The sequence below is a fragment of the Citrobacter sp. CK202 genome, from assembly GCF_030333225.1.
Classification (GTDB): Bacteria; Pseudomonadota; Gammaproteobacteria; order Enterobacterales; family Enterobacteriaceae; genus Citrobacter_B; species Citrobacter_B koseri.
In genome coordinates this window covers 92,324-107,170 of sequence record NZ_JAOWGI010000020.1, presented here as the reverse complement: position 1 = coordinate 107,170, position 14,847 = coordinate 92,324, and the positions used below count along the sequence as shown (strand labels likewise).

18 protein-coding genes are annotated in these 14,847 nt (G+C 52.0%); 11 read left to right on the top strand and 7 right to left on the bottom strand.

Annotated elements, in window-relative coordinates; all coding sequences use genetic code 11:
• Positions 1-172 precede the first annotated feature (172 nt).
• Both OGX84_RS04120 and OGX84_RS04115 read right to left on the bottom strand, forming a co-directional pair.
• The gene (locus tag OGX84_RS04120; RefSeq protein ID WP_112001293.1) at positions 173-697 is read right to left on the bottom strand and encodes a DUF943 family protein; all 525 of its coding nucleotides are present in this window, start codon (positions 695-697) and stop codon (positions 173-175) included.
• Positions 694-1,548: a DUF3289 family protein gene (locus tag OGX84_RS04115; protein ID WP_230032302.1), complete on the bottom strand. Its 855-nt coding sequence runs from the start codon at positions 1,546-1,548 to the stop codon at positions 694-696. The genes OGX84_RS04120 and OGX84_RS04115 overlap by 4 nt, the downstream gene beginning before the upstream one ends.
• Positions 1,549-1,755: 207 nt before the next feature.
• Here OGX84_RS04115 and OGX84_RS04110 point away from each other — a divergent pair, with 207 nt between their 5' ends.
• A complete protein-coding gene (locus OGX84_RS04110; protein ID WP_058668485.1) occupies positions 1,756-2,256 on the top strand; it encodes a GNAT family N-acetyltransferase in 501 nt (166 codons plus the stop codon).
• A 65-nt stretch (positions 2,257-2,321) separates the two neighbouring features.
• On the opposite strand, the gene rraB is transcribed toward OGX84_RS04110, so the two are convergent.
• Entirely contained in the window at positions 2,322-2,747 is a 426-nt protein-coding gene (rraB, locus tag OGX84_RS04105) for a ribonuclease E inhibitor RraB (RefSeq protein ID WP_047459344.1), read from the bottom strand.
• A gap of 164 nt (positions 2,748-2,911) precedes the next feature.
• Here rraB and argF (OGX84_RS04100) point away from each other — a divergent pair, with 164 nt between their 5' ends.
• Positions 2,912-3,916 (top strand): ornithine carbamoyltransferase, encoded by a 1,005-nt coding sequence (gene argF, locus OGX84_RS04100; protein WP_112001295.1) that lies wholly within the window; start codon positions 2,912-2,914, stop codon positions 3,914-3,916.
• Between the two features lie 80 nt (positions 3,917-3,996).
• Here argF (OGX84_RS04100) and OGX84_RS04095 read toward each other — a convergent pair whose 3' ends face one another.
• Positions 3,997-4,449: a YhcH/YjgK/YiaL family protein gene (locus tag OGX84_RS04095; RefSeq protein WP_112001296.1), complete on the bottom strand. Its 453-nt coding sequence runs from the start codon at positions 4,447-4,449 to the stop codon at positions 3,997-3,999.
• Between the two features lie 676 nt (positions 4,450-5,125).
• Between OGX84_RS04095 and arcA the strand changes: the two genes are divergently transcribed.
• From arcA to OGX84_RS04070, 5 genes are all read left to right on the top strand, one after another.
• Positions 5,126-6,346, top strand: coding sequence for an arginine deiminase (gene arcA / locus OGX84_RS04090; protein WP_112001297.1), 1,221 nt, complete (start codon positions 5,126-5,128; stop codon positions 6,344-6,346).
• 10 nt (positions 6,347-6,356) lie between these two features.
• Positions 6,357-7,289: a carbamate kinase gene (gene arcC, locus OGX84_RS04085; RefSeq protein ID WP_112001298.1), complete on the top strand. Its 933-nt coding sequence runs from the start codon at positions 6,357-6,359 to the stop codon at positions 7,287-7,289.
• A gap of 112 nt (positions 7,290-7,401) precedes the next feature.
• Positions 7,402-8,406: an ornithine carbamoyltransferase gene (gene argF, locus OGX84_RS04080; RefSeq protein WP_012134335.1), complete on the top strand. Its 1,005-nt coding sequence runs from the start codon at positions 7,402-7,404 to the stop codon at positions 8,404-8,406.
• Between the two features lie 57 nt (positions 8,407-8,463).
• Complete coding sequence (locus OGX84_RS04075) at positions 8,464-9,867, top strand: YfcC family protein (RefSeq protein WP_024130766.1); 1,404 nt, start codon at positions 8,464-8,466, stop codon at positions 9,865-9,867.
• Positions 9,868-10,094: 227 nt separating this feature from the next.
• Positions 10,095-10,583 carry an arginine repressor gene (locus OGX84_RS04070; protein ID WP_024130767.1) on the top strand — a complete coding sequence of 163 codons (489 nt, stop codon included), beginning with the start codon at positions 10,095-10,097 and terminating at the stop codon, positions 10,581-10,583.
• Here OGX84_RS04070 and OGX84_RS04065 read toward each other — a convergent pair.
• On the bottom strand, positions 10,574-10,693 hold the full coding sequence (locus OGX84_RS04065) for a hypothetical protein (RefSeq protein WP_077956855.1): 120 nt from the start codon (positions 10,691-10,693) through the stop codon (positions 10,574-10,576). The genes OGX84_RS04070 and OGX84_RS04065 overlap by 10 nt on opposite strands.
• Between OGX84_RS04065 and pyrL the strand changes: the two genes are divergently transcribed.
• The 4 genes from pyrL to ridA all read left to right on the top strand — a co-directional run bounded on the left by pyrL (position 10,673) and on the right by ridA (position 12,679).
• Positions 10,673-10,807 carry a pyr operon leader peptide gene (gene pyrL, locus OGX84_RS04060; RefSeq protein ID WP_024130768.1) on the top strand — a complete coding sequence of 45 codons (135 nt, stop codon included), beginning with the start codon at positions 10,673-10,675 and terminating at the stop codon, positions 10,805-10,807. The two genes, OGX84_RS04065 and pyrL, sit on opposite strands and share 21 nt — an antisense overlap.
• Positions 10,808-10,809: 2 nt before the next feature.
• The gene (gene pyrB / locus OGX84_RS04055; protein WP_012134340.1) at positions 10,810-11,745 is read left to right on the top strand and encodes an aspartate carbamoyltransferase; all 936 of its coding nucleotides are present in this window, start codon (positions 10,810-10,812) and stop codon (positions 11,743-11,745) included.
• Positions 11,746-11,756: 11 nt separating this feature from the next.
• The gene (gene pyrI, locus OGX84_RS04050; RefSeq protein ID WP_012134341.1) at positions 11,757-12,218 is read left to right on the top strand and encodes an aspartate carbamoyltransferase regulatory subunit; all 462 of its coding nucleotides are present in this window, start codon (positions 11,757-11,759) and stop codon (positions 12,216-12,218) included.
• Between the two features lie 74 nt (positions 12,219-12,292).
• Complete coding sequence (ridA, locus tag OGX84_RS04045) at positions 12,293-12,679, top strand: 2-iminobutanoate/2-iminopropanoate deaminase (protein ID WP_012134342.1); 387 nt, start codon at positions 12,293-12,295, stop codon at positions 12,677-12,679.
• Positions 12,680-12,782: 103 nt separating this feature from the next.
• Here ridA and OGX84_RS04040 read toward each other — a convergent pair whose 3' ends face one another.
• On the bottom strand, positions 12,783-14,069 hold the full coding sequence (locus tag OGX84_RS04040; protein WP_047459361.1) for a TRAP transporter large permease: 1,287 nt from the start codon (positions 14,067-14,069) through the stop codon (positions 12,783-12,785).
• A 30-nt stretch (positions 14,070-14,099) separates the two neighbouring features.
• Positions 14,100-14,609, bottom strand: coding sequence for a TRAP transporter small permease (locus OGX84_RS04035; protein ID WP_012134344.1), 510 nt, complete (start codon positions 14,607-14,609; stop codon positions 14,100-14,102).
• Positions 14,610-14,847 lie beyond the last annotated feature (238 nt).

The following is a 14,847-nucleotide window of genomic DNA, read 5'->3' as shown; positions in this document are numbered from 1 at the left end:
TAAAAATAAAATTAATGATGAAAATTCTCCCCTGCCGTTATCTCTGTCTTGCATGATTGAAAAGAGGGTGGTATCAAATATAACCATGATGAATTTCTTTGATTGAGTAACAAAATGAGTTCCACACTATTCCCTTCTACACTGCGCCGGAGTTACTCTCCGGCGTTTTATTTTATGCGTTTTTTATTCTAACAAGCTTCCCGTCCGGCATGGTTATCCAGTAATACTCACTGTCACCGAAAGAAAATCGCTCATAACTTCCTGCATCGAAATCCACCTCCAGGAGCATATTTTTTTCGATACAATTTTCTTTTGTATCTTTTTTTGGGGAGAAACAATACAGATCGCTATCGCCTGACTTATCAATATCGATAAATCCGCTACCAATACCCAAAAAAGCAATACTGTATGAGGTACTCGTTGGTATACGGTATTTTCTCTTAAGTTCAGCTTTGTGGTCCAAATACCAGTGAATCCGCCCCCATTCGGTTAATGCCAGGTGGTCAACCGCAATATCATACCACTCCTTGTCAATAAACCCTCGTTTACTGCTGGTATAAAGTCCATGTAAATACATAGGGTCATCTTCGAGTTCGACTTCAGCCCGAAATATAGTCACCGGTCGCTGAGTCCAAAGCAGATAACCACATATCAGCAGTACCAGGCTAACGATGACGACTTCGCGTTTTGACTTCATGCGTTACTCTCAATACAAACATGGGCACTAAAGTTTGTCAGAAACGGCCTGTACGCATAGTCACGATGACGCTGTAGAAAAAACCAGATGCGGAAGAAGCGAAAGTTTTTATATAACGTATTGGTAATATCCTCTTTGCCCAGACCAAAATGATCCTGCCCTTTAAAAGAAAGTAATCCCTCCCATGACATGGCATAGCGCTGAAAACGCACCAGTTTGATTTGTTGTGCATAAATATCATGTACGCTTACCCCCAAACCATTAAATCTGTCGATAAAGCGGTTGAACTTTGGCAGCCTCGAGTCTCTTTTTATCGCTGTTTTGAGTTCCATAAAAAAATTATAGTCCAGGATCACCTGTCGCTTCGAATATAAACGACCATTTATCGCCTTTTGGACTTTCATCAACACATCATTTGTTCCAGCTCCCCTAATGACATCTGCATACGCGCGATTTAGAAGTTCTCCAAACCATGGCTGCCCGTTACCGTAATGGAAATGATCAATCAGTTCCCCAATAATAGGGGAATATAACCCTTTAGCGAATTGTGCTGACAGTTCTTTCATCTCATCAAACAGAATATCTGCACAATGCTGGCGACTAATCGGCCTGCCTTGTGGTTGTTGATGGACGAAATCCAAAGCCTGCGAATTAAAAGTAGTCATCATATCAAATTGCAAACACCTGAACGGGTCAACCCGAGCAGAGATATCCTTCAACCCCAGAGTGTAAAAATCCCAGTCGTCCAAATCACCATACTGCATATCATCAATATGATAATCTTCAAAACGATGGGATGTAGCAAATATCTCACGGGGCAGAGACATTAATAAATACATATCATTACTCATAACTCATCACCCTGGTAAATAATATAATCGCGTTTTACTCCGGGAGAAAAATTAAGATAAACTCAAATAATAAAACTTGAGCAATGCAACGAAAACAGCAGGTTAATGATAAAAATTTTTCTCAGAGAGAATAACAGTCTTGCATGTTCGAAAAGAGGGTGGTATCAAATATAACTATGATAATTTATCATTTAATTGAGTAATAAAATGAGTTCTACGCTATTTCCCCTTACGCTACGCCGTATTACCGCTGACGATAACGCCGCCATCGCCCGCGTCATCCGCCAGGTTTCCGCTGAATACGGCCTGACCGCTGATAAAGGCTATACGGTTGCCGATCCTAATCTGGATGAATTGTTCCAGGTTTACAGTCAGCCAGGCGCGGCCTATTGGGTCGTCGAGCAGAACGGTCAGGTGGTGGGCGGCGGCGGCGTGGCGCCGTTAGGCTGTAGCGAACCGGATATCTGTGAACTGCAAAAAATGTACTTTTTGCCGACGGTACGCGGCCAGGGGCTGGCGAAGAAACTGGCGCTGATGGCGCTGGAGCACGCGCGTGAGCAGGGATTTAAACGCTGCTACCTGGAAACCACCGCATCCTTACGCGAAGCGATTGGCCTGTATGAACATCTGGGATTTGAGCATATCAGCGAACCGCTGGGCTGCACCGGGCATGTTGACTGCGAAGTCCGCATGCTGAAAACGCTGTAAGTCACCCACAGGCCGGATAAGGCGACGCCATATCCGGCAATTTATGCAAACATTCTGCTTCTGAGTTAGTGGCGTACGCCGTCATCGTCTTCGTCGACGTAATCTTCATCGTCGCCGTCTTCACCCTCTTCGCCGTTCGGATCTTCGAAGTACGTACCCCAGCCGTCATATTCCACGTCAAATTTCTCAGCCAGGTTCATCAGTTGTTCAACCTGAGCATCAATCAGATCGGCATTCAGCGCACATTCGCTGAGGATATCGCAGCAAATCACCGTATCGCCTTCTTCCACTTCCAGCTCTTCCGGCTCGGTCACTTCATAACCGAGTTTGAACGCTTCTACGGCTGCTTTTTCCAGCGTTTCGAAGTCGTCAGCGGAAAAGTGATGCTCGATAGTGTACAGCGCATCTGGATCACTGCCATCTTCAAGTAATTCTTCAATAATCAGACGCGTCTCTTCACGCTGCTCTTCCAGTAGTTCCGGGTTTGCCATGGCTCGTTCCTCATAAATGTCCTGCCGATACTCTTATTGTCACACACCGCTGTCATTGCCTCCACCTTTCCAGGAAAGATTTGTTAAATGGGGTTGCAAATGCATAACCATCCATATAAATTGAATTTTAATTCAACAAATGGCCTTTGCCATGTGAGGGAACCATGTCTACGTTTTATCAGAAACATTTTTTGAAATTACTCGATTTCACCTCCGCTGAACTCACCGCTCTGCTGCAACTCGCCGCCAAACTGAAAGCCGACAAGAAAAACGGCGTAGAAGTCGCCAGACTGACCGGCAAAAACATCGCGCTCATCTTCGAAAAAGACTCGACCCGCACCCGATGCTCTTTCGAAGTTGCCGCATACGATCAGGGCGCTCGCGTAACGTACCTTGGGCCAAGCGGCAGCCAGATTGGGCATAAAGAGTCAATTAAAGACACCGCCCGCGTGCTGGGACGCATGTATGACGGTATTCAGTACCGCGGCCACGGCCAGGAAGTGGTCGAAACGCTGGCGGAATATGCAGGCGTTCCCGTGTGGAACGGGTTGACCAACGAGTTTCACCCCACGCAGCTGCTGGCGGATTTGCTGACCATGCAGGAACATCTGCCGGGCAAAGCCTTCAATGAGATGACCCTGGTTTACGCTGGCGATGCGCGTAACAACATGGGAAATTCCATGCTGGAAGCCGCCGCGCTGACAGGGCTGGATTTACGTCTGGTGGCTCCGCAGGCCTGCTGGCCGGAAGCAAGCCTGGTCGCAGAGTGCAAAGCGCTGGCGCAAAAGAACGGCGGCGATATTACGCTGACTGAAGATATCGCAGCGGGCGTGAAAGGCGCGGACTTTATCTATACCGACGTATGGGTGTCGATGGGTGAAGCAAAAGAGAAATGGGCGGAGCGTATCGCACTGCTGCGTCAGTATCAGGTAAACAGCGCAATGATGGCGCAGACCGGTAATCCTCAGGTGAAGTTTCTGCACTGCCTGCCCGCATTCCACGATGATCAGACCACGCTTGGCAAGAAAATGGCCGAAGAGTTCGGTTTGCACGACGGGATGGAAGTGACCGATGCGGTGTTTGAATCTCCGGCCAGCATCGTGTTTGACCAGGCGGAAAACCGGATGCACACCATCAAAGCGGTGATGGTGGCAACGCTGGCGAAATAACGATTACGTCTTATCCGGCCTACAGATCGTGCTCCCGTAGGCCGGGTAAGACGTTTTGCGTCGCCACCCGGCAATACAACTTACTCGACCAGCAGCTTAACGACCGCTTTGCGTGCCTGAGCTGGCGCCCCTACGGCGCACAGCGGCTTATGGACTTCCCCCGGGTAAAAGACCACGAAATCGCCTTCATTAAGGATCACCGTTTTCTCCTCTGCCCCTTCAGGCAAAAACGCGATGTCTTTATCCGCCAGCCAGTCAGTTTCCGGCGCGCCCGCAGGCTGGGTGCTGAAGGTCATTCCTTCCTGCCCCTTTAATACGATCTGAATATCGAGATAGCGCGCGTGATACTCCGCACGACGCTTTTCAAACGGCTCGGTCATGTCTTCCGAAACCAGATAAAACAGGCGATTGCCGTCGATATCATGCTTGCCCTTTGCCGTTTCATCCGTCACATGCGCTTTAATATGTTCAATGGCCTGACGCAGCACGTCCGGCAGCCAGGGTTGCAGATTGTGGATATTGCCAACGATCATCATAGACTCCTTAAATAAAACATCGTTTCATTTTTATGGTTATACGAAAAAAACCGCTGCCATACCACTTCTATTTCACGATGTTTTGCGTCAGCGCATGTTTATCGCTGAAGATGTTGTCCGACTGTTAATCGTCATCGAAGATTATGCATATCCTTTGCATAACTTTCCCCCTCCACTTTACAGTAAAAACCGTAATATGCTGTTATAAAAGGGTTTATTAGAAAAACACCTTGTTGATCACACTTCCTTTTCCCTGCATAACCTGCATTTATCACCATAGTTATTTTATGATTTACGTTAAGGTAAAAATAATAAAATAACCCTCCCGCATACCTATGCACAGACAAAAATAAAACACTATAAAATCAACAGGATAGAATTAAATAATAAATTTAGATTATCTACAAATAATTAACAAGAAAGAATAACAAGACATTTTATTGCGTAGTAATTCAGTTATTACTCTCTTTATTTTTCAATTTCTCTGACCTCGCTCATATATTAAATAAGAAAAATTAAATATCCCCTCTGATGTGAAACACATCACATTATCAGACCGAATTAGAATCAATGATGATTTCCGAAAATTAGCTGAACAGTAATGACTGCAAACAATTTAATTATTTGCAGCCACCACTTCTTTATTCCTGAAAATTGAGTAAAAGGTATCGTGATGGAAAAACATTATGTCGGTTCTGAAATCGGTCAATTACGTAGTGTGATGTTACACCGCCCTAATCTCAGTCTGAAAAGACTGACGCCATCAAATTGCCAGGAGCTGCTTTTTGATGACGTTCTGTCGGTGGAACGCGCAGGCGAAGAGCACGATATTTTCGCTAATACGTTACGCCAACAAGGCATAGAGGTGTTGCTGCTAACCGACCTGCTGACGCAAACACTGGATGTTCTCGAAGCCAAAACCTGGCTGCTGGAAACACAAATCTCCGACTATCGCCTGGGCCCGACGTTCGCGGCGGATATTCGTACCTGGCTGGCGGATATGCCGCATCGGGAATTAGCGCGCCATTTAAGCGGTGGGCTGACATATGGCGAAATTCCCGCCTCGATTAAAAATATGGTGGTTGATACACACGATATTAATGACTTTATTATGAAGCCATTACCCAATCACTTATTTACCCGCGACACCTCATGCTGGATATATAACGGCGTGTCGATCAACCCAATGGCAAAAACAGCGCGCCAGCGTGAAACCAATAATCTGCGGGCGATTTATCGCTGGCATCCACAATTTGCAGATGGCGAATTTATTAAATATTTCGGCGACGAAAACATTAATTACGACCATGCCACGTTAGAAGGCGGGGACGTGCTGGTTATTGGTCGCGGCGCCGTGCTGATTGGCATGTCTGAACGTACCACCCCGCAGGGGATCGAGTTCCTCGCCCAGTCACTGTTTAAACATCGCCAGGCCGAGAGCGTCATCGCCGTTGAGTTGCCAAAACACCGTTCCTGCATGCACCTCGATACCGTCATGACCCATATCGACATCGACACCTTCTCCGTCTACCCGGAAGTGGTTCGCCCGGACGTCCAGTGCTGGACCTTAACACCGGACGGGCGCGGCGGGCTGAAGCGTACCCAGGAAAGCACGCTGGTACACGCCATCGAAAAAGCCCTCGGCATTGATCAGGTGCGTTTGATCACCACTGGCGGCGATGCCTTCGAAGCCGAACGTGAGCAGTGGAATGACGCCAACAACGTTCTCACCCTGCGCCCCGGTGTGGTGGTCGGCTACGAGCGCAACATCTGGACCAACGAAAAATACGACAAAGCGGGCATCACCGTTCTGCCCATTCCTGGCGATGAACTGGGACGCGGACGCGGCGGCGCGCGCTGCATGAGCTGCCCGCTGGAACGCGACGGCATTTAAGGAAGCGATTATGGACAACAAACCCACTCTGGTTGTCGCACTGGGCGGCAATGCGCTGCTCAAACGCGGCGAACCGCTGGAAGCGGATATCCAGCGCAAAAACATCGATCTGGCGGCAAAAACCATCGCCCAACTGACGCAACAGTGGCGCGTGGTGCTGGTACACGGCAACGGCCCGCAGGTTGGCCTGCTGGCGTTGCAGAACAGCGCCTATGACCGCGTCACCCCCTACCCGCTCGATATTCTCGGCGCGGAAAGCCAGGGGATGATCGGCTACATGCTGCAACAGTCGCTGAAAAATCAGCTTCCGCAACGTGAAATCAGCGTCCTGCTTACTCAGGTGGAGGTGGACGCCGACGATCCGGCATTCCGCAACCCAACCAAATATATCGGCCCGGTTTATGACGGCGCCCAGGCCAACGCGCTACAGGCGGAAAAAGGCTGGATTTTCAAAGCCGACGGAAAAGCGTTTCGCCGCGTAGTGCCTTCGCCACAGCCCAAACGCATCGTTGAGAGCGACGCGATCCGCGCCCTGATCGCCCGCGACCATCTCGTGATCTGCAACGGCGGCGGCGGCGTGCCGGTAGTGGAAAAAGCCGATGGTTTTCATGGCATTGAAGCGGTGATCGACAAAGACCTCTCTGCCGCTCTGCTCGCCAGTCAAATCCACGCGGACGCGCTGCTGATCCTGACTGATGCCGACGCGGTGTACCTCGACTGGGGCAAGCCAACCCAACGCCCGCTGGCTCAGGTAACGCCGGAACTGCTCAGCGAAATGCAGTTCGATGCCGGTTCGATGGGGCCGAAAGTCACCGCCTGCGCCGAGTTTGTCAGCCACTGCCAGGGGATTGCCGGTATCGGTTCACTGGCCGACGGCCCGGCCATTCTCAGCGGTGACAAAGGCACTCTGATTCGACCCGAAACCGTCGATTACGACGCATAAGGCGATTTCTGCCGGATGGCGGCGGTGCCTTATCCGGCCTACAGCACGCGCATAACCGTAGGCCTGATAAGCGCAGCGCCATCAGGTAATTCATTTTAACAAGGACACTGTAATGGCTACTTCACTGAAAAATCGCAACTTTCTTAAACTGCTCGACTTCACTCCGACGGAGATCCAGTACCTGATCGATCTGGCCATCGAGCTGAAAGCGGCAAAAAAAGCCGGACGCGAGAAGCAAACGCTGGTCGGTAAAAACATCGCGCTAATTTTCGAAAAAACCTCCACCCGCACCCGCTGCGCGTTTGAGGTCGGCGCATTCGATCAGGGCGCACAGGTGACCTATCTCGGGCCAAGCGGCTCGCAGATTGGGCATAAAGAATCCATGAAAGATACCGCCCGCGTGCTGGGCCGGATGTATGACGGCATTGAGTATCGCGGTTTTGGTCAGCAGATCGTTGAAGAACTGGGGCAGTACGCGGGCGTACCGGTGTGGAACGGCCTGACCGATGAATTTCACCCTACGCAGATCCTCGCCGACCTGATGACCATGCTGGAACATGCGCCGGGCAAAACGCTGCCTGAACTCAGCTTCGCTTACCTCGGCGACGCCCGCAATAACATGGGCAATTCGCTTATGGTCGGCGCGGCAAAAATGGGGATGGACATCCGCCTGGTCGCGCCGAAATCCTTCTGGCCGGACGACGCACTGGTGGCGCAGTGCCGCGACATCGCCAGCGTCACCGGCGCGCGCATTACGCTAACCGAGGACGTGGAGGAAGGCGTTTATGACGTGGATTTCCTCTATACCGATGTCTGGGTGTCGATGGGCGAACCAAAAGAGGCGTGGGCGGAGCGCGTCAGCCTGATGAAGCCCTACCAGATCAACCAGCAGGTCATCAACGCCACCGGCAACCCCAACGTGAAGTTTATGCACTGCCTGCCCGCCTTCCACAACGAGCACACCAAAGTGGGCCGCGAAATCGAGGCCGCCTATGGCCTGAAAGGACTGGAGGTGACGGAAGAGGTGTTCGAGTCAGCCCACTCCATCGTGTTTGACGAAGCGGAAAACCGTATGCACACCATTAAAGCGGTCATGGTGGCGACGCTCGGCGACTAACCCCTCCGGGCATGTGCCGCCTGACGACACATGCCCGTGTTATCTGGAGAGAACACCATGGGCAAATTTAAATTTCCCAGCGCGTATACCATCCTGTTTATTCTTATCGCACTGGTCGCTGTGATGACCTGGATTGTCCCGGCGGGCAAATACCAGATGGCGATGAACCCCACGTTGGGTAAAGAGGTTCCGGTCGCGGGCACCTATGCTCCTGCCGAGTCGCATCCGCAAGGGATTACCGCCGTACTGTTGGCCCCCATTGACGGCCTCTACAACCACGAAACCTATACCGCAGGCGCAATCGATGTGGCGCTGTTTGTACTAATCATCGGCGGCTTTCTCGGCGTGGTGAACAAAACCGGTGCAATCGATGCGGGTATTGAACGCGTCACGGTACGGCTCAACGGCAAAGAGGAGTGGATGATCCCCATACTGATGGGACTCTTTGCCGCAGGCGGGACGATTTACGGGATGGCGGAAGAGTCACTCCCCTTCTACACGCTGCTGGTTCCGGTGATGATGGCCGCTCGATTCGATCCGCTGGTCGCGGCCGCCACCGTGCTGCTCGGCGCAGGTATTGGCACACTCGGTTCGACCATCAACCCTTTTGCCACGGTGATTGCCGCCAACGCCGCCGGAATCCCGTTCACTCAGGGTATGCTGTTACGCATCATTCTGCTGGTCGTTGGCTATGTTATTTGCGTGGTCTGGGTGATGCGCTATGCCCGCAAAGTGCGCAGCAACCCGGAGTTATCTATCGTGGCGGATAAGATGGAGGAGAACCGCGCTCACTTTCTTGGCAACCGTTCCAGCACGCTGCTGGAGTTCACCGCAACCCGCAAATGGATCTTGCTGATTTTCGCCGCCGCCTTTGCCGTGATGATTTACGGCGTCGCGGTTCTCGGCTGGTGGATGGCAGAAATTTCCGGCGTTTTCCTGGCGTCCGCGATTATCGTCGGCGTTATCGCCAGGATGAGCGAAGAGGCGTTCACCAGTACGTTTATCGACGGCGCGCGGGATCTGCTTGGCGTGGCGCTGATTATCGGTATTGCACGCGGCATTGTGGTGGTGATGGATAATGGCATGATTACGCATACCATTTTGCACAGCGCGGAAAATCTGGTATCTGGCTTGTCCACCACCATTTTTATCAATGTCACTTACTGGCTGGAAGTATTGCTCTCATTCCTGGTGCCCTCTTCCTCTGGTCTGGCGGTGTTGACCATGCCGATCATGGCGCCGTTAGCGGACTTCGCCCATGTGCAACGGGATCTGGTGGTGACGGCGTATCAATCGGCGTCCGGGATTGTGAACCTGATTACGCCGACGTCGGCGGTCGTAATGGGAGGTCTGGCGATTGCGCGTGTGCCGTATGTGCGGTATCTGAAGTGGGTCGCGCCGCTGCTGCTGATCCTGACGCTACTGAATATGGCTGTTTTGAGCGTTGGCGCAATGCTGTAACTCCCGCCGGATGGCGCTTCGCTTATCCGGCCTACAGGTTACGCATTCCGTAGGCCGGATAAGGCGCTTTAGCGCCGCCATCCGGCAAACGAACGCAGCCAATACGCTTTCTTTTTTGACTGGCTTCTCACTTTCCTGCAAAACCGACCGGTTGATTCGTTATCAATGTGACAAACAGGATGAATTTCGCTAGTCCATTGATATCAATGACAAAGCAAGGTGCATATATGAAGGAATACAATGATTGCTCCGCCAAAGAACAGCAGCAACTGGCGGTATGTCAGCGCCTGATTACAGAAAAAAGTTACTTATCCCAGGAGGAAATACGTCGCGATCTGCAAAACCACGGCTTCGAAGGCATCAGCCAGTCGACCGTTTCACGTCTGTTGAAACTGCTCGGCGTCATAAAAATAAGAAATACAAAGGGACAAAAAATTTATTCCGTAAATCCGCAATTGCGCCCCGCTCCTGACGCTGCGCGATCGATATCCGAGATGGTGGTCAGCGTGGAACACAATAGCGAATTTATCCTTATCCACACGGTGGCCGGTTATGGCCGCGCCGTTGCCAGAATCCTGGATTATCACGCCCTGCCGGAAATTTTAGGTGTGATCGCGGGCAGCAGTATCGTCTGGGTCGCGCCACGGGTCGTACAGCGCACCGGGCTTGTTCACAAGCAAATTAATTATTTATTAAAAATGAATTCTTATTCATGAGAACCGTTTGCGATGAATAAAATGTGCATTAATCGCTTGATCCCATAACATAGCTGAGTATAATCGCGGACAATTTGCCGGGAGGAAGTATGGTTCAGTGTGTACGACATTCTGTCTTACCGCGTCTGAAAACAGACGCTGGACTGCCGTTTTTCTTCCCGTTGCTCACCTATTCCAGGCCCCTCATTGAGGGGCTTTTTTTTTGCCCAGGCGTCAGGAGATAAACATGGCTAACCCGCTATACCAAAAACACATCATTTCCATAAACGACCTCAGCCGCGATGACCTCAATCTGGTTCTGGCGACGGCGGCGAAATTAAAAGCCAATCCACAGCCGGAGCTGCTGAAGCATAAAGTGATCGCCAGCTGCTTCTTCGAGGCATCCACACGCACCCGCCTGTCGTTTGAAACCTCGATGCACCGCCTCGGCGCCAGCGTGGTGGGCTTCTCCGACAGCGCTAACACGTCGCTGGGCAAAAAAGGCGAGACGCTGGCGGATACCATCTCCGTTATCAGCACTTATGTGGACGCGATTGTGATGCGTCACCCACAGGAAGGCGCAGCGCGTCTGGCGACCGAGTTCTCCGGCAACGTGCCGGTACTGAACGCCGGCGACGGCGCAAACCAGCATCCGACCCAGACGCTGCTGGATCTGTTTACCATTCAGGAAACCCAGGGCCGCCTGGACAATCTGAACATCGCCATGGTCGGCGACCTGAAATATGGCCGAACCGTACACTCACTGACGCAGGCGCTGGCGAAGTTTGACGGCAACCGCTTCTACTTTATCGCGCCGGACGCGCTGGCGATGCCGCAATACATTCTGGATATGCTGGATGAGAAAGGCATTGCCTGGAGTCTGCACAGCGCCATCGAAGAGGTGATGGCGGAAGTGGATATTCTGTATATGACCCGCGTGCAGAAAGAGCGTCTGGACCCGTCCGAATACGCCAACGTCAAAGCGCAGTTTGTCCTGCGCGCCAGCGACCTGAACGGCGCGCGTGAAAACATGAAGGTTCTGCATCCGCTGCCGCGTATTGATGAGATCACCACCGACGTAGATAAAACGCCGCACGCCTGGTACTTCCAGCAGGCAGGAAACGGTATTTTCGCTCGCCAGGCGTTACTGGCACTGGTTCTGAATAGCGATCTGGCACTGTAAGGGGAAAAGAGATGACACACGACAATAAACTACAGGTTGAAGCGATCAAACGTGGCACCGTAATCGACCACATTCCCGCGCAGGTTGGCTTTAAGTTACTGACGCTGTTCAAACTGACCGAGACCGATCAGCGCATCACCATCGGCCTTAACCTGCCGTCCGGCGAGATGGGTCGTAAGGACCTGATTAAAATCGAGAACACTTTCCTGACCGAAGAACAGGTTAACCAGCTCTCCCTGTACGCGCCGCAGGCAACGGTAAACCGCATCGACAACTATGATGTGGTGGGCAAATCGCGCCCGAGCCTGCCGGATCGCATCGACAACGTGCTGGTTTGCCCGAACAGTAACTGCATCAGTCATGCTGAGCCGGTTTCATCCAGTTTTGCAGTGAAAAAACGCACAGATGACATTGCGCTCAAATGTAAATACTGCGAAAAAGAGTTTTCGCATTATGTGGTGCTGGCCAACTAATTGAGGTTGGTAATGGTTATCCGGCTCCCTATAATGGCCTGTACCTAATTTACCGCTGTAATTCAGGAGAAATCATGAGCAAAACTATCGCGACGGAAAATGCACCCGCAGCTATCGGCCCATACGTTCAGGGCGTTGACCTGGGCAGCATGATCATCACTTCCGGTCAGATCCCGGTTGATCCAAAAACCGGCAGCGTACCGGATGACGTGTCCGCTCAGGCGCGCCAGTCGCTGGAAAACGTAAAAGCTATCGTCGAAGCCGCAGGCCTGAAAGTGGGCGACATCGTGAAAACAACCGTGTTCGTTAAAGACCTGAACGACTTCGCGACCGTGAATGCGACCTATGAAGCGTTCTTCACCGAGCATAATGCGACCTTCCCGGCACGTTCATGCGTTGAAGTTGCGCGTCTGCCGAAAGACGTAAAAATCGAGATCGAAGCGATCGCTGTTCGCCGCTAAGTCTCCTTAAAAATATGTCTGCGCCGGATGGCGGCTCCGCCTTATCCGGCCTACGACAGTGCCGTTTGTAGGCCCGGTAAGCGCCAGCGCCACCGGGCATTTATCACATCACCCCAAACAGTTTCGGCAGAAACAGCGAGATCGCCGGAATATAGGTCACTAACATCAACACCAGGAAGAGTACCGCGTAGAACGGCAGCATCGCCTTCACCACCTGCTCTATTTTCTGCTTACTCACCGCACTGGCAACAAACAGCACCGATCCCACCGGCGGCGTAATCAGGCCGATCCCAAGATTCACCAGCATGATCATGCCGAAATGCACCGGATCAATACCCAATGCCGTAGTGACCGGCAGCAGAACAGGCGTCAGGATCAGGATCAGCGGCGCCATGTCCATCAGTGTCCCGATCAGCAGCAGCATAATGTTAATGCACATCAGGATGACGTACTTGTTATCTGAAATACTGGTGAACGCCTCGGTAATGCGCATCGGCAGCTGCATGTAGGTCATGATGGCGCCGAATGCGGCGGCGAACCCGATCAGGATCATCACAATGGTGACCGTTTTTACCGTGCGGTACATCAGCTTCGGCAGTTCAGACCATTTGTAGTCGCGGTAGATAAACATAGTGACGAAGAAGGCCCACAGACAGGCGATCGCCGCCGATTCCGTCGCGGTGAAGATGCCAGAGAGAATCCCGCCCATGATGATGACAACCGTCATCAGCCCCCACAGCGTATCGACAAAAATCTTCAACGCCTGGCGAAACGGCACCCGCTCGCCTTTCGGATAGCCGCGCTTATGGGCAAAACCGACGCACATCACCATCAGGGTAAAACTTAACAGCAGCCCCGGCAGAATGCCGGCGATAAACAGCGCGGCAATCGACACCGTACCGCCCGTCGCCAGCGAATAAATCACCGAGTTGTGGCTGGGCGGCGTCAGGATCGCCTGTACGGAGCCGCTGGCGGTGACCGCCGCCGCGAAGTCACGCGGATAGCCTTTTTTATCCATCTCCGGGATCATCACCGAGCCGATAGACGCCGTATCCGCGACGGACGAGCCGGAAATCGCGCCAAAAAAGGTAGACGCCACAATGTTCACCAGCGACAGCCCGCCGCGTATAAAGCCGACAAAGATGTAGGCGAAGTTCACCAGGCGACGCGCAATACCGCCCTCCGCCATAATCGCCCCCGCCAGAATAAAAAATGGGATCGCCAGCAGCGAAAATTTGTTCACGCCGCTGGTGAGCTGGATCATGACCGCTTCCAGGGGAATGTCGATATACCAGGCGCCAATGATCGCGCTAATGCCCACCGCGTATGCTACCGGCACCCCAATCGCCAGCATAATGCCGAGCGTAAAGACGAGAATAAATGCATCCATCTGCTTTCCTTTATGAAATGGGGTCGCGCATTAATGGGTTGAGCCCAGCATGACGACAGGACGTTGATACTGCGAACCACGGAAAATTTTCTCGATAATGAAAAGCAGCGTGATGGCAGAGCCGACAGGCAACGGCAGGTAGTTCTCTCCCGCTGATAACAGAGGAAATTCCGCCACCGGCTGTTCCCACAGGTCGTAGCACAGCAGGGAGCCGTACCAGAGGATAAACAGGCTGACGGCCATCAGCATCAGATCCGCCACGATAAAACAGATTCGTTGCGCGCCCTCGCTCAGGCGGTCGGTCACCATGCTGACGGCAATATGGGAACCCGCGCGATAGCTCACCGCGGCGCCAACAAAGGTGAATGTCACCATGCAAAGAATAGCGACCGGTTCCGGCCATGACAGCGCGCTGTTCATCACATAGCGCGCAAATATCCCGACGGGAATAACGGCCACCATAATCAACAGCGCCAATCCGGCAACCCACATTGAGATTCGGTAAAACAAATCCATTACCGACGAATAAAATTCACCCATGGTCGTCCCCTTGAATTAATCTTTAGGTTCAGGCGGATAAAGTCCTTACCCCGCCAGAGGTATTACTTCATATCCTGAATCCGTTTAATCAAATCCTGGCGATCTTTATAGGGTTCGCTGGCAGTTTAAAAAATGCCATGAATAGCGCTAACTGACAGGATAAAAGAGTGCCGGGCTTAACTTACAGTTATATATGACCTTTTACAGCGTAGCCTGCGCAGGCCAACGCATGTAAGAA

Coding starts and splice junctions, on each gene's coding strand:
- OGX84_RS04120 (WP_112001293.1), bottom strand. CDS start 697: ATGAAGTCAAAACGCGAAGTCGTCATCGTTAGCCTGGTACTGCTGATA.
- OGX84_RS04115 (WP_230032302.1), bottom strand. CDS start 1,548: ATGAGTAATGATATGTATTTATTAATGTCTCTGCCCCGTGAGATATTT.
- OGX84_RS04110 (WP_058668485.1), top strand. CDS start 1,756: ATGAGTTCTACGCTATTTCCCCTTACGCTACGCCGTATTACCGCTGAC.
- rraB (WP_047459344.1), bottom strand. CDS start 2,747: ATGGCAAACCCGGAACTACTGGAAGAGCAGCGTGAAGAGACGCGTCTG.
- argF (WP_112001295.1), top strand. CDS start 2,912: ATGTCTACGTTTTATCAGAAACATTTTTTGAAATTACTCGATTTCACC.
- OGX84_RS04095 (WP_112001296.1), bottom strand. CDS start 4,449: ATGATCGTTGGCAATATCCACAATCTGCAACCCTGGCTGCCGGACGTG.
- arcA (WP_112001297.1), top strand. CDS start 5,126: ATGGAAAAACATTATGTCGGTTCTGAAATCGGTCAATTACGTAGTGTG.
- arcC (WP_112001298.1), top strand. CDS start 6,357: ATGGACAACAAACCCACTCTGGTTGTCGCACTGGGCGGCAATGCGCTG.
- argF (WP_012134335.1), top strand. CDS start 7,402: ATGGCTACTTCACTGAAAAATCGCAACTTTCTTAAACTGCTCGACTTC.
- OGX84_RS04075 (WP_024130766.1), top strand. CDS start 8,464: ATGGGCAAATTTAAATTTCCCAGCGCGTATACCATCCTGTTTATTCTT.
- OGX84_RS04070 (WP_024130767.1), top strand. CDS start 10,095: ATGAAGGAATACAATGATTGCTCCGCCAAAGAACAGCAGCAACTGGCG.
- pyrL (WP_024130768.1), top strand. CDS start 10,673: ATGGTTCAGTGTGTACGACATTCTGTCTTACCGCGTCTGAAAACAGAC.
- OGX84_RS04065 (WP_077956855.1), bottom strand. CDS start 10,693: ATGTCGTACACACTGAACCATACTTCCTCCCGGCAAATTGTCCGCGAT.
- pyrB (WP_012134340.1), top strand. CDS start 10,810: ATGGCTAACCCGCTATACCAAAAACACATCATTTCCATAAACGACCTC.
- pyrI (WP_012134341.1), top strand. CDS start 11,757: ATGACACACGACAATAAACTACAGGTTGAAGCGATCAAACGTGGCACC.
- ridA (WP_012134342.1), top strand. CDS start 12,293: ATGAGCAAAACTATCGCGACGGAAAATGCACCCGCAGCTATCGGCCCA.
- OGX84_RS04040 (WP_047459361.1), bottom strand. CDS start 14,069: ATGGATGCATTTATTCTCGTCTTTACGCTCGGCATTATGCTGGCGATT.
- OGX84_RS04035 (WP_012134344.1), bottom strand. CDS start 14,609: ATGGGTGAATTTTATTCGTCGGTAATGGATTTGTTTTACCGAATCTCA.